A 13331-nucleotide genomic window follows, 5' to 3' on the forward strand; every position below is an offset into this window, starting at 1 on the left:
CGGGTTTGCCAAGGCTGCAGGCCGGAACGCCCATTTAGCCTTGAAACGTTCCGGCCCTAAATGTTAGAGGGCCTCAACGCTCAAAGTCTCGAGGAAGTCCCATGGCAGACGAAAACAACCAGGCGGCAACGCCGTCCCTCAATATCCTGGCGCAATACACCAAGGATCTCTCCTTCGAGAACCCCGGCGCACCCCGTTCGCTCCAAGCGCGCGACAAGGCGCCGGCGATCACCATCAACGTCAACGTCAACGCCAACCCCCTCTCCGAGGCGGACTTCGACGTCGTGCTGACGCTGAATGCGGAAGCCAAGGAAGGCGACAAGGTCGTCTTCGCCGCCGAACTGGTCTATGGCGGCGTCTTCCGCATCACCGGCTTTCCGCAGGAGCATATGCTGCCGCTGCTCTTCATCGAATGCCCGCGGCTGCTCTTCCCCTTCGCCCGTCAGATCATCGCCGACGTGACGCGCAACGGCGGTTTCCCGCCGCTGATGATCGATCCGATCGATTTTGCGCAGATGTTCACCCAGCGCATGGCCGAAGAACAGGCCCGCTCCAAGGTGCAGGCGCTCAACAGCTAAGCCGGCCAACCGCCGATATGGACAGGGAGCCCGGGCATGACCCGGGCTTTTCTCATTCGGCCGCCTGTTCGACGGGCTCGTATTCGAGCCAGATTGACTTACCCTTCATGGACGCGACCATGGCGGCATGGGCTTCGAGCTCCAATTCCGTCAGCCGGTTCGGCAAAGCCCTTGGGCGGCCGGTGACGCTCACCACGACTTCTTCGACCTCGATCACCGTCGTCGACTGCTCGACGCCCGTCAGGCCGAGAGCAGCCTGCCGGCCACCGGTCATCTCGATATAGACTTCGGCCAAAAGTTCGGAGTCGAGAAGCGCGCCGTGCTTGGTGCGGTGGGCGTTGTCGATGCCGTAACGGCGGCAGAGCGCATCGAGCGAGTTCGGACCCATCGGATGCTTGCGGCGGGCCATGGCCAGCGTATCGACGACCCGGTCGGACATCACGGGGGGCAGACCGAGCCTGTCGAACTCGGCATTGATGAAACCCATGTCGAATGTCGCATTATGGGCGATCCACTTGGCGCCATCGAAGAACTCAATGATCTGATCGACGACCTCGGCGAAGCCCGGCTTGTCCTTCAGGAATTCGTCGGTGATGCCATGCACCGCCAGCGCATCGGGATGAACCTTCCGGTCGCCCGGATTGATATAGAGATGCAGGGTCTTTCCGGTCGGGAAATTGTTGATGAGCTCGACACCGCCGATCTCGATCACCCGATCGAATTTCGATTCGAGGCCCGTGGTTTCCGTATCGAATATGATTTCACGCATCTGGCTTCTCGCTCGTCTTTCCGGCCCTCAAGGAGGCGATGACTTCCCGCACCCTTTCCCTCGCCGCTTCCAGCCCGAGCCCCGTATCTACCAGGAAATCGGCTCTTCTCCGCTTTTCCGCATCGGGCATCTGGCGGGAGAGAATCATCGCCAATTTTTCCTCTGTCATGCCCGGTCGCGCAAGCACTCTTTCACGCTGGATCTGTGGATCGCAGGTGACGACGACGATGACATCCACACGGTTTTCGCCCTTCACCTCGAAGAGCAGCGGAATATCGAGAAGCACAAGATCGGCGCCCGCTTCGCGGCGGCGCTTCAGAAACTCGAGCTCACGGCTCCGCACCAGCGGATGCACGATCGCTTCGAGCACGGGGAATTTTTCCGGTTGGGCCGCGAGCTGGCGGGAGAGTTCCCGCCGGTCGATGACGCCGTCTTTCACGGTGCCCGGGAAGGCCTCGCCGACCGGTCCCACCGCATCGGTGCGGTAGAGGTCGTGGACCACCGCATCGGAATCGTTCACCGGCACGCCTTCGTCCGCGAACATTTTCGCGGTCGTGGATTTTCCCATGCCGATGGAGCCGGTAAGTCCGATGACGATCATCCATGCCCTTCCATGTCGGCGATGACGAGATCGCGGAGCGCCTTGTCGACCACCGGCCGGCGGCCGAACCACTTTTCGAAACCGGGTACGGCCTGATGCAGGAGCATACCGAGCCCGTCGACAGTGGCAAATCCCTGCTCTTCCGCCCGGGCGAGCAACGGCGTCTTCAGCGGCACATAGACGATGTCGGTGACGACAGCGCCATCCACGAGAGGCGTGAAGTCGACTGGCGGCGCTTCGCTGCCATCCATGCCGAGTGAGGTCGTGTTGACGAACAGGCCTGCGCCCGACATTACCTCAGCCAACGCTTCAACGGGATGGGCACGCACTTTCGGGCCGAACCGATCGGCCAATTCCTGCGCGCGGGGGACTGTGCGGTTGACGACGTGAATCTCGCCGATGCCGCGATCCCGGATTGCCTGGATGACGGCGCGGCTTGCGCCGCCGGCACCGAAGATCACGGCACGGTGGGTCCGGTCCCAGCCGGGATGGCGATCGTCGAGATTGGCCGTGAAACCATAACCGTCCGTATTCGTGGCATGGAGCAGACCGTTCTCCATCCAGAGCGTGTTCGATGCGCCAAGCTCCTCGGCCAAGGCGTCCGGCCGGTCGGCCAGCTTGAAGGCCAGTTCCTTGTGCGGGATCGTGACATTGCCGCCGCGATATCCGGATGCGCCATCCTTCAGGGACCGGATGAAGGCCGGAAAGTCCTCTTCGGATATCGGCAGGGCCCTGTAGCTGCCGGCGATGCCGAACTGCTTCAGCCAGTATCCGTGGATCAGCGGCGAACGCGAATGCTTCACCGGCCAGCCCGTGACGAATGCGTTAACCAAAAATGTTTCACGTGAATCAGCCATCGATGGCTCCGAGCACGCGCAGCTTTTGCAGGAGCGGCAGCATGGGCAAGCCGAGGATGGTGAAATAGTCGCCCTCGATCTTCGAAAAGAGCTGGATGCCCTCCCCCTCCAGCTGATAGGCGCCGACGCTGCCGAAGACCTTTTTCCCGACGCGCTCCAGATAGCGGTCGACGAAACTTTCGCTCAACATCCGGACCGTCAGGTCCGCATGGGCGATATGCTCCCAGACGACCTCATCGTTCCGGGCAAGCGCGATCGCGCTGTTCAGCCGATGGGTCTTGCCGGAGAGCGACAGCAGGCTTTCCTTCGCTTCCGCAAGGGACTTCGGCTTATGATAGACTCGGCTGCCGAGCGACATGGTCTGATCCGATCCGATCACCAGAGCCTCCGGAAAATGGCTGCTCACCTCCAGAGCCTTGGCCTTGGCGAGCGTCGAGGCAACCTCATCCGGCAGGGCACTTTCGAGGCCGGCTTCGATCTTCCGCTCATCTATATCGGCAGCACGGCTTTCGAACGTAAGGCCGGCGTTTTCCATCAGCATCCGGCGGAATGGGCTGGAGGAAGCAAGGACGAGAGGCGCTGCCACGAAAAATCTCCCTGAGGCGATAGCAGTCCCGCTTAACGCAGCTTCGGGCGCAGCGCAACGATGGCGGCGGCCGTCTCTTCGATCGAGCGCCGCGTCACGTCGATGACCGGCCAATTGTGCCGGGCACAGAGCGCGCGGGCATATTTCAGTTCCTCGTTGATCGTCGCGCGGTCCGTATAATGACGGCGGTCGAAGCCGTGCGTCGCCCCCAGCTCGCGGTTCTCGCGCACCTGGCTGATGCGGTCGGTCGTCGCGACCAGGCCGACGATCAGCGGATGCGTGGCCCGGTAAAGACTTTCCGGCAGATCGACGCCCGGAACGATCGGGATATTGGCGGTCTTGATGCCGCGGTTCGCCAGATAGATGCTGGTCGGCGTCTTCGACGTGCGGCTGATGCCGATCAACACGACATCCGCCTCGTCGTAATCCTCCGGCAGCTGTCCGTCGTCATGATCCATAGTGAAGTTGAGCGCTTCGATGCGCTTGAAATAATCGGCGTTCAAAGCGTGCTGGGCGCCGACACGGCGGCGCGACGGCGCGCCGAGATAGGCCTGGAACGTCGCCATGACCGGTTCGAGCACGTTGACGCATGGCAGGCCCATCTCACGGCAGCGCTGGTCGATAAACCCGGCGAGCTCCTGGTCGACGATGGTATAAAGGACGATCCCCGGCTCCTCGTCGACGGCATCGAGCACCGCCAGGAGCTGTTTCCGGTTCCTGATCAGCGGGTAGACGTGCTCGATCGCAAGCGACGACTGGAATTGCACCGAGACGGCCCGCCCGGCGGAGATGAGGGTCTCGCCCGTCGAGTCAGATATCAGGTGCAGATGGAAGAAGTTTTTTCTGTTCTCCACGCTAAACTTAACCCTTTGTTGACAACTCGGGAGAGACGATCGATGTCTCGGGCAGAGGACACCGGCTTCGGGAAAACCGTCTCGTTTTCCACATCCGCATATTCGTCGGACAGGGTACAGGGACGCTTGTGCGCTCTGGGGACAACCGCATCAAGCATTTTCCTTGTCCCCAGCTTATTCACAGCCAACGAAGAAGATCGATGGGTTCCATCTCCTTGGAATTCCTGGGTGAATCGTGCTTCTCCCGTCAATCCTCATTTCAGATGCCGATATTGTTCCCGAACAGGCTTAAGGGCGGCGGATCGTCGCGTCGGCTGTGATTTCACTTTAATCCTTGCTACTCACCGACTCTAAGAAATAGAAACTCTTTTAAAATCCTTTTCTTTGTTTAGGGAGAACCCATTGACCGGCAAGACCCGCAGGATCGTCGAGGTGCTGGAAGGCAAGACCGTTGCCCCGCCGCCGATCTGGCTCATGAGACAGGCGGGACGCTATCTGCCGGAATACCGGGAAACCCGCGCCAAGGCCGGCAGTTTCCTCGATCTCTGTTATACGCCGGATCTGGCGGTCGAAGTGACCTTGCAGCCGATCCGGCGTTATGGTTTCGATGCGGCAATCCTGTTTTCCGACATCCTGGTCATACCGGACGCTTTGAAAAGGAACGTGCGTTTCGCGCAGGGCGAAGGCCCGCGGATGGACCCGATCGATGCTTCCGGTATCCAGGGGCTGAGGAACCAGGGAGTTCTCGATCATCTGGCGCCGGTGATCGAGACGGTGGGCCGGCTGAGAAGGGTACTACCCGAAGAAACCGCGCTGCTCGGCTTCTGCGGCGCGCCCTGGACGGTTGCGACCTACATGATCGCCGGCCATGGGACGCCGGATCAGGCCCCTGCCCGGCTCTTTGCCTATCGTCACCCCGAAGCCTTCGAGAAGCTGCTTTCCTTTCTCGCCGAGATTTCCGCGGAATATCTGATCGCGCAGATCGATGCCGGCGCCGATGCGGTGCAGATATTCGATTCCTGGGCGGGTGTCCTGGGAGAACGGGAGTTCGACCTCTATGCGGCAAGACCCGTCGCACGCATGATCGGGCTCGTTCGGAGCGCGCGGCCGAACGCGAAGATCATTGCCTTTGCCAAGGGCGCGGGCCTCAACCTGAAATCCTATCGTCAGAAAACGGGGGCCGACGCGATCGGCCTCGACTGGTCGGTGCCGCTTTCCTTTGCGGCCGAGCTGCAGAAGGACGGTCCGGTCCAGGGCAATCTCGATCCGATGCGGGTCGTCGCGGGAGGAAAGTCTCTGGCGGAAGGCATAGACGCCGTTCTCGAGAGGCTCGGCGATGGGCCGCTGATCTTCAACCTCGGCCATGGCATCACGCCGGAGGCCGATCCGGATCACGTCACGGCCCTGATCGAACGCGTGCGGGGAGCGAAGGCATGAGTGCCTCCGAATTGCAATCCGGCAAGGCGGCCGGGAGGCGATCCGCGATCCGCGCAGTCATCGCGCTTGCGGTCTTCATGGCCATCCTGCTGGCCGTCTATTTTGCCCGGCCGGACGATTTCATCCTTTATATCAAGGCCTTCCATGTCATCGCCGTCATCTCCTGGATGGCGGGGCTTCTCTACATGCCGCGGCTTTTCATCTATCACAGCGATGCCGAGCCCGGCTCGGCACAGTCGGAAACCTTCAAGATGATGGAGCAGCGGCTCTTGAAGATCATCATGAACCCGGCGATGATGATCACCTGGGTGCTGGGTCTCTTCCTCGCCTGGAATGTCTATGAATTCCAGGGCGGCTGGCTGCATGCCAAGATCGGACTGGTCGTGTTGCTGACCATGGTGCATGTTCTGTTCAGTCGTGCCGTGCGGAATTTTGCCGCGGACGGCCCGCGTAAATCGCCGCGTTACTGGCGGATGATGAACGAGATTCCCACTCTTCTGATGATCGGCATCGTCATTCTCGTGATCGTGAAACCCTTTTGAATTTCTTTCTTTGGCAAGATTTCCGTGTTGCCCCTTGCGGGCTCCCACGTGAATCGCTATTTTCACGGCCATCTCATCTCGTGGCATGCGTGTAATTTCCCGTCGTCCCCGGATCATCTTCCGCGGTAGCGAATTTCACCGACACGCCTAGATTCCCCCTAAAATTCCTAACGTGGTCCCCTCTTCATGGCTGAAATGAAGCTTCAAGAACTCAAGAGCAAATCTCCGACCGATTTGCTGACCTTCGCCGAATCGCTGGAGGTCGAGAATGCCAGCACAATGCGCAAGCAGGAGCTGATGTTCGCGATCCTCAAGGTTCTGGCAAGCCAGGACGTCGAGATCATCGGCGAAGGCGTGGTCGAGGTCTTGCAGGACGGATTCGGTTTCCTGCGGTCGGCGAACGCCAACTATCTGCCGGGTCCGGACGATATCTACATCTCTCCTTCCCAGATCCGCCGCTTCTCGCTGAAGACCGGCGACACCGTCGAGGGTCCGATTCGCGGTCCCAAGGAAGGCGAGCGTTATTTCGCGCTCCTCAAGGTCAACACCATCAATTTCGACGATCCGGAGAAGATCCGGCACAAGGTTCATTTCGACAATCTGACGCCGCTCTATCCGAACGAGCGGTTCAAGATGGAACTCGACGTTCCCACTTCCAAAGATCTTTCGGCACGCGTCATCGATCTCGTGGCGCCGCTCGGCAAGGGCCAGCGCGGGCTGATCGTGGCGCCGCCGCGCACCGGCAAGACCGTTCTCCTGCAGAACATCGCCCATTCGATCACCGCCAACCATCCGGAATGCTATCTGATCGTTCTTCTGATCGACGAGCGTCCGGAAGAAGTGACGGACATGCAGCGCTCCGTGCGCGGCGAGGTGGTATCCTCCACTTTCGACGAGCCGGCCGTCCGCCACGTCCAGGTCGCCGAAATGGTCATCGAAAAGGCCAAGCGCCTCGTCGAGCATGGCCGCGACGTCGTCATCCTGCTCGATTCGATCACCCGCCTCGGCCGCGCCTACAACACGGTCGTTCCCTCTTCGGGCAAGGTTCTGACGGGCGGCGTGGACGCCAACGCCCTGCAGCGGCCGAAGCGTTTCTTCGGCGCGGCCCGCAATATCGAAGAAGGCGGTTCGCTGACGATCATCGCCACGGCGCTGATCGACACCGGCAGCCGCATGGACGAAGTCATCTTCGAAGAGTTCAAGGGCACCGGCAATTCGGAAATCGTGCTGGACCGCAAGGTCGCGGACAAGCGCATCTTCCCGGCCATGGACATTCTCAAGTCCGGCACGCGCAAGGAGGACCTGCTCGTGCCGCGCCAGGATCTCCAGAAGATTTTCGTGCTTCGCCGCATCCTTGCCCCGATGGGCACGACGGACGCGATCGAGTTCCTGATCGACAAATTGAAGCAGACGAAGAACAATTCGGATTTCTTCGACTCGATGAATACCTGATCCTTAGCCGGATTCGTCTTTATCAAGAGCGCCCGGCTGGTCCGGGCGCTTTTGAATTTGCGGCCCGATCTTGATAAAGCTCTCCGATGACCCGCTCTGACGATACGATCTTCGCGCTTTCCAGCGGCACCTTGCCGGCGGGTGTCGCCGTGGTGCGCTTGAGCGGTCCTCTGGCTCTCAAGGTGGCAAGCAGTTTGGCCGGCGACTTGCCGACCCATAGAAGAACAGGCTTGCGGACGATTCGGAATCGTAACGGTCTTGTCATCGACAAGGCGGTGGTCGTCAGCTTTCCGGGGCCGCATTCTTTCACGGGTGAAGATTGCGTGGAGCTCCATCTGCATGGAAGCCGGGCGGTGGTTTCGGCGATTTATGAGGAGCTTGCTGCCATTCCCGGGCTGCGTCTGGCGGAAGCCGGAGAGTTTTCCAGGCGCGCTTTCGAGAACGGCAAACTGGATCTCGTCGAAGTGGAAGGGCTTGCGGATCTCATTGCGGCAGAGACCGAGATGCAGAGGCGCCTCGCAATCGAGCAGAGCTTTGGGAAGCAATCGGCGCTCTACATGGCATGGGCGGAGCGCCTCACCCGAGCCAGGGCTCTCATCGAGGCGGAGCTCGACTTTGCGGATGAGGATGACGTCCCGGGAGCGGTTTCGGATCGTGTCTGGGCGGATATGGCCGAGCTCCTTCTGGAGATCGAAGGGCATATCGCAGCGGCAAAGTCCGGGGAGATCATCCGAGACGGCTACAAAGTCGTCATAGCCGGGCCGCCGAACGCCGGGAAATCAAGTCTTCTCAATGCGTTAGCAAAACGGGAAGTAGCAATCGTAACCGAGATCGCAGGCACCACGCGCGATATTCTGCATGTCGACATCGATATGGAGGGTTATCTCGTTCGCTTCTTCGACACGGCTGGCCTTCGGGAGAGCGAGGATCGGGTCGAACAGGAAGGAGTTCGTCGTGCGAAGGTTGCGATCGAACAAGCCGACATGATCCTGCAGCTCCTCGAAATCAATTCGGACTCGAAACATATCGCCGATATCGCTTCGCCGAACGTGCTGCGTATAGGGAGCAAGCTGGATCAGCACGGGCCATCGCCGGATTATGATCTTTGCATATCGAGCCGAACGGGAGAAGGCCTGGAGGAGCTGCGCGCTCGCATCCTCGCTGAATTGCGGAACGCATGGTCCGGATCGCTCGTGCCCAACCGCCTCCGGCACATCCAGTATTTGAAAGAGGCTTCCAATTCCATTGCAGAAGCGTTAAACGGCACCGAATTGGATATCCGGGCTGAGAACCTTCGTGCCGCGGCGTCATCCTTGGGCCGTATCACCGGCCGTGTGGATGTCGAGCAGCTCCTGGACGTGATTTTTTCGCAGTTTTGCATCGGCAAATGATTCACGTGAAACATCGCTGTTGCGACGCTTCGTGAGGTGACGGAAAATGGACATGGCATTCGACGTGATCGTGATCGGCGGGGGACATGCGGGCTGCGAAGCCGCCAGCGTTGCTGCCCGTATGGGCGCCAGGACGGCGCTCATCACCCATAAAAGAGAAACGATCGGCGTCATGTCCTGCAATCCCGCGATTGGCGGGCTCGGCAAGGGACACCTGGTGCGAGAGGTCGACGCACTGGATGGTCTGATGGGGCGGGTCGCGGACGCTGCGGGTATCCAGTTCCGTCTTCTCAACAGGAAAAAGGGTCCTGCTGTGCGCGGGCCGAGGACCCAGGCAGATCGCAAGCTCTATCGGCTGGCAATGCAGCAGGAGATGGCGGATCACCCGAATCTCACCATCATCGAAGGCGACGCCCACGACATCGATATCGAAGGCGGGCGGGCGGCCGCCGTGGAACTCAAGGACGGCCGCCGATTCGGATGCGGAACGATCGTACTGACGACCGGCACTTTCCTGCGCGGCCTTATCCATATCGGCGATCGGAAAATCCCGGCGGGGCGTGTTGGAGAGGCACCCTCCGTCGGCCTTTCGGAAACGCTGATGCGCTTCGGTCTGCGGCTCGGCCGCCTGAAGACCGGGACGCCGGCGAGGCTTGATGGAAAGACGATCGACTGGAAAGGTATCGGCAGCCAGGCGGCCGACGAGAATCCGGTGCCTTTCTCGTTCATGACCGACCGGATCACCACTCCGCAGATCGCCTGCGGTGTCACCCGGACGACGGACGCGACCCATAGAATCATTTCCGACAACATTCATCGCTCGGCCATGTATTCGGGCCAGATCGAAGGTATCGGTCCCCGTTACTGCCCCTCGATCGAGGACAAGATCGTTCGGTTCGGCGAACGGGACGGACACCAAATTTTCCTGGAGCCCGAAGGCCTGGATGACGATACGGTCTATCCCAACGGCATATCGACGTCCCTCCCCGCAGAGGTTCAGGAAGCCTTCATTCGGACCATTCCGGGTCTTGAGAACGTCGCCATATTGCAGCCCGGCTACGCGATCGAATACGATCACGTGGATCCGCGGGAACTGAGTGCAGGTCTCGAAGTCAAGAAGATTGCCGGGCTGTTTCTGGCCGGCCAGATCAATGGCACCACCGGCTACGAGGAGGCGGCGGCGCAGGGATTGGTCGCCGGTCTCAACGCAGCCCGTCGTGCGGCCGGTGGCGAAGCCCATCATTTCAGCCGTACGGAATCCTATATCGGTGTGATGATCGATGACCTGACATCCCGCGGCGTCACAGAGCCTTACCGCATGTTTACCTCGCGAGCGGAATACCGCCTGTCGCTGCGGGCGGACAATGCCGATGTCAGGCTCACGGAAAACGGAATTTCGCTGGGATGTGTTGGCGCGCCGCGCGCCGCGAAGTTCCGGGGCTACCGGCAGATGCTGGATGAGGGACGGCAGGTGCTGCGTTCCCTCACCCTGACGCCAAATGAAGCCTCTCGCTACGGCCTGAAGCTCAACCAGGATGGCCAGCGCCGCACGGCGTATGAGTTGCTGGCCTATCCGGATCAATCGCTGCACTCTCTTGCCGCAATTTGGCCCGAGCTGGCCCGTTTCCCTGCGAAGATAGGTGAGGCGCTTGAGATCGAGGCTTCCTATGCCGTCTACATGGATCGGCAGGCGGCAGATATCCAGGCCACCTATCGGGACGAAGCTCGGATTATCCCGCAAACCTTTGATTTTAAAGCACTTCCTGGCCTTTCGAATGAATTGAAGCAGAAGCTGACGGCCGCGAATCCCAGCAACCTTGCCCAGGCTTCCAAGGTGGACGGCATGACGCCGGCGGCTCTTGCGCTCATCCTCGCATTTCTTAGAAAAGAAGAGGCCGCAACCAGTCACCTTAAACGAGTCTCGTAAATGCTGTTGAACGGCAAGAGTGTTTCACGTGAAACGCAGCAAAAACTAGAGCATTTTGCAGCACTCTTTCAGAAATGGGCCAAGGCAATCAATCTCGTGGCGCCATCCACGCTGGACGAGCTCTGGCGCCGTCACATCGCCGATAGCGCACAGATCTTTCAGCTCTCTCCAGAGCCACAACGCTGGTTGGATCTGGGATCGGGCGGGGGCTTTCCCGGCGTCATCACCGCAATTTTTCTGTCTGAAAAGCAGGATGGCTGGGTTCATCTCGTGGAGAGCAACCAAAAGAAGGCGGCATTTCTCCGGGTCGCCTTGAATGAGACCGGCGCGCGCGGTTCCGTGCATCCCTTGCGAATCGAAACGGCTTCCAAGGCTATTTCCGGCTGTGATCGAATATCGGCTCGGGCCCTGGCAGAGCTTGATCAGCTGCTTTTCTACGCGTCCGACTGGATGATAGGGACGAATGCAAGGGCATTTTTCCATAAAGGCCGGGATTACGCGGCCGAAATCGAAAAAGCCCGTGGCCGCTGGGTATTCGATCTGATAAAACACCAGAGTGCCGTTGAACCGGATTCAGTGATTCTGGAAATAGGTCATTTAAGGCACAAGGAACCCTAGATCCTCAGGTGCGGCATGTTCGAGAAGAACCGGATCATCACCATAGCCAACCAGAAGGGCGGCGTCGGCAAAACGACGACCGCCATTAATCTTGCCACCGCCCTTGCCGCCATCGGTGAGCGTGTGCTGATCGTCGATCTGGACCCTCAAGGGAATGCCAGCACCGGGCTGGGCATCGAGCGCCGGGACCGAAAGCTTTCATCCTATGACCTTCTCATGGGTTACAATGCGATTGCGGAAATCGCCTTGGAGACCGCCGTTCCGAACCTTTCCATCGTTCCTTCGACCATGGACCTGCTGGGTTTTGAGATGGAGATTTCCCAAGCTCCCGATCGCGCTTTCAAGCTGCGGCGCGCCCTGGGGGGCGACGAAGCGATGGCCTATTCCTACATTCTTCTGGACTGCCCGCCGTCTTTCAATCTGCTGACGATGAACGCCATGGCCGCCGCTCACTCGGTGCTGGTGCCGCTGCAATGCGAATTTTTCGCTCTCGAAGGCCTGAGTCAGCTCCTGGAAACCGTGGACCAGGTGCGCCGTACGGTGAATCCTTCGCTCGATATCCAAGGCATCGTGCTGACCATGTTCGATGCGCGCAACAATCTCGCGCAGCAGGTCGTGAGCGACGTTCGAACCTATTTGGGCGAAAAGGTCTACCATACGTTGATTCCCCGCAACGTCCGCGTGTCCGAAGCGCCGTCCTACGGCAAGCCGGCAATTCTCTACGACCTCAAATGCGCGGGCAGCCAAGCCTATCTGCAACTGGCTTCGGAAGTGATTCAGCGGGAACGCCGCCGCAAAGCCGCCTGACGGCCTTCAGACAGACGGGTGAAAAAGAATGAGTGACGATCTTTCAAAACGCCGCCTGGGGCGCGGCCTTGCGGCCCTTATCGGCGAAATGGATCAGCCTTTGCCGGTCGACAGCGCTTCCGGAAGTGTCAACCCGGATCGGATGGTGCCGATCGAGCATGTCTCGCGCAATCCGAAGAATCCGCGCCGGAATTTCGACGAGGACGAACTGCAGGATTTGGCGAGCTCGATTCGCCAGCACGGGATCGTCCAACCGGTTGTCGTTCGGCCGAGAGGCTCCAGCCGTTATGAGATCATCGCCGGCGAGCGGCGCTGGCGCGCAGCGCAGCTCGCGGGTCTGATCGAGATTCCCGTCATCGTTCGGGATGTGGACGACCGGACCGCACTCGAGATTGCGATCGTGGAAAACGTCCAGCGGTCGGATCTCAATCCGCTGGAAGAGGCTCTGGGTTACGAGCAGCTCATCGCGGAGCATGGCTATACCCAGAACGATCTCGGCGAAATTATCGGCAAGAGCCGAAGCCATGTGGCGAATAGCCTTCGTCTTTTGAAACTGCCGGAATCGGTCCGGGAGATGTTGGCATCGGGCAGCCTCTCGGCAGGCCATGCGCGCGCTTTGATCACCACATCGGATCCTGCGGCGCTTGCCCGCACGATCGTTGCCAAAGGCATGTCGGTTCGCGATGCGGAGCGATTGGCCCAGAACGACATCAAGGCACAATCGGAACCGGCATCCGTTTCGAAGGCGGAACAAAAGGATTCGGACACTCTTGCTCTGGAGCGAACGCTATCGGACGCGCTCGGTCTCGAGGTCAGGATCAATCACAAGAATGGCGGCGGGCATATCCGAATCGCATATCGGACGCTGGAACAGCTCGAAGACATCTGCAGACTCCTCGAGCGCCGATAATA

14 protein-coding genes are annotated in these 13331 nt (G+C 59.9%); 9 read left to right on the forward strand and 5 right to left on the reverse strand.

Annotation, left to right across the window (positions count from 1 at the left end; genetic code table 11):
* Positions 1–101 precede the first annotated feature (101 nt).
* Positions 102–578: a protein-export chaperone SecB gene (secB, locus tag ACMGE0_RS19010; RefSeq protein ID WP_436817441.1), complete on the forward strand. Its 477-nt coding sequence runs from the start codon at positions 102–104 to the stop codon at positions 576–578.
* Positions 579–630: 52 nt separating this feature from the next.
* On the opposite strand, the gene dnaQ is transcribed toward secB, so the two are convergent.
* Genes dnaQ through ACMGE0_RS19035 form a run of 5 tightly spaced genes read right to left on the reverse strand, consistent with a single transcriptional unit; the run spans position 631 to position 4245 of the window.
* Positions 631–1347 carry a DNA polymerase III subunit epsilon gene (dnaQ, locus tag ACMGE0_RS19015; protein ID WP_436817442.1) on the reverse strand — a complete coding sequence of 239 codons (717 nt, stop codon included), beginning with the start codon at positions 1345–1347 and terminating at the stop codon, positions 631–633.
* Entirely contained in the window at positions 1340–1948 is a 609-nt protein-coding gene (coaE, locus tag ACMGE0_RS19020) for a dephospho-CoA kinase (protein WP_436817443.1), read from the reverse strand. Before coaE ends, dnaQ begins: the two co-directional genes overlap by 8 nt.
* Positions 1945–2805 carry a shikimate dehydrogenase gene (locus ACMGE0_RS19025; RefSeq protein ID WP_436817444.1) on the reverse strand — a complete coding sequence of 287 codons (861 nt, stop codon included), beginning with the start codon at positions 2803–2805 and terminating at the stop codon, positions 1945–1947. Before ACMGE0_RS19025 ends, coaE begins: the two co-directional genes overlap by 4 nt.
* Positions 2798–3391, reverse strand: a complete 594-nt coding sequence (locus ACMGE0_RS19030) for a Maf-like protein (protein ID WP_436817445.1) — start codon at positions 3389–3391, stop codon at positions 2798–2800. Before ACMGE0_RS19030 ends, ACMGE0_RS19025 begins: the two co-directional genes overlap by 8 nt.
* Positions 3392–3423: 32 nt before the next feature.
* Positions 3424–4245 (reverse strand): pyruvate, water dikinase regulatory protein, encoded by an 822-nt coding sequence (locus tag ACMGE0_RS19035; protein ID WP_436817446.1) that lies wholly within the window; start codon positions 4243–4245, stop codon positions 3424–3426.
* 402 nt (positions 4246–4647) lie between these two features.
* Here ACMGE0_RS19035 and hemE point away from each other — a divergent pair, with 402 nt between their 5' ends.
* The 8 genes from hemE (at position 4648) to ACMGE0_RS19075 (ending at position 13329) form a co-directional block, all read left to right on the forward strand.
* Complete coding sequence (gene hemE / locus ACMGE0_RS19040; RefSeq protein WP_436817447.1) at positions 4648–5682, forward strand: uroporphyrinogen decarboxylase; 1035 nt, start codon at positions 4648–4650, stop codon at positions 5680–5682.
* Positions 5679–6224: a protoporphyrinogen oxidase HemJ gene (hemJ, locus tag ACMGE0_RS19045; RefSeq protein ID WP_436817448.1), complete on the forward strand. Its 546-nt coding sequence runs from the start codon at positions 5679–5681 to the stop codon at positions 6222–6224. The genes hemE and hemJ overlap by 4 nt, the downstream gene beginning before the upstream one ends.
* 186 nt (positions 6225–6410) lie before the next feature.
* Positions 6411–7676 carry a transcription termination factor Rho gene (rho, locus tag ACMGE0_RS19050; RefSeq protein WP_436817449.1) on the forward strand — a complete coding sequence of 422 codons (1266 nt, stop codon included), beginning with the start codon at positions 6411–6413 and terminating at the stop codon, positions 7674–7676.
* Positions 7677–7762: 86 nt separating this feature from the next.
* A complete protein-coding gene (mnmE, locus tag ACMGE0_RS19055) occupies positions 7763–9067 on the forward strand; it encodes a tRNA uridine-5-carboxymethylaminomethyl(34) synthesis GTPase MnmE (protein WP_436817450.1) in 1305 nt (434 codons plus the stop codon).
* Positions 9068–9113: 46 nt separating this feature from the next.
* Positions 9114–10994: a tRNA uridine-5-carboxymethylaminomethyl(34) synthesis enzyme MnmG gene (mnmG, locus tag ACMGE0_RS19060; protein ID WP_436817451.1), complete on the forward strand. Its 1881-nt coding sequence runs from the start codon at positions 9114–9116 to the stop codon at positions 10992–10994.
* Complete coding sequence (gene rsmG / locus ACMGE0_RS19065; protein ID WP_436817452.1) at positions 10995–11612, forward strand: 16S rRNA (guanine(527)-N(7))-methyltransferase RsmG; 618 nt, start codon at positions 10995–10997, stop codon at positions 11610–11612.
* Between the two features lie 15 nt (positions 11613–11627).
* Positions 11628–12419 (forward strand): ParA family protein, encoded by a 792-nt coding sequence (locus ACMGE0_RS19070; protein WP_436817453.1) that lies wholly within the window; start codon positions 11628–11630, stop codon positions 12417–12419.
* 28 nt (positions 12420–12447) lie between these two features.
* A complete protein-coding gene (locus tag ACMGE0_RS19075) occupies positions 12448–13329 on the forward strand; it encodes a ParB/RepB/Spo0J family partition protein (RefSeq protein WP_436817454.1) in 882 nt (293 codons plus the stop codon).
* Positions 13330–13331 lie beyond the last annotated feature (2 nt).

Origin of the sequence: Neorhizobium descurainiae (genome assembly GCF_051400715.1) — a bacterium.
Classification (GTDB): Bacteria; Pseudomonadota; Alphaproteobacteria; order Rhizobiales; family Rhizobiaceae; genus Neorhizobium.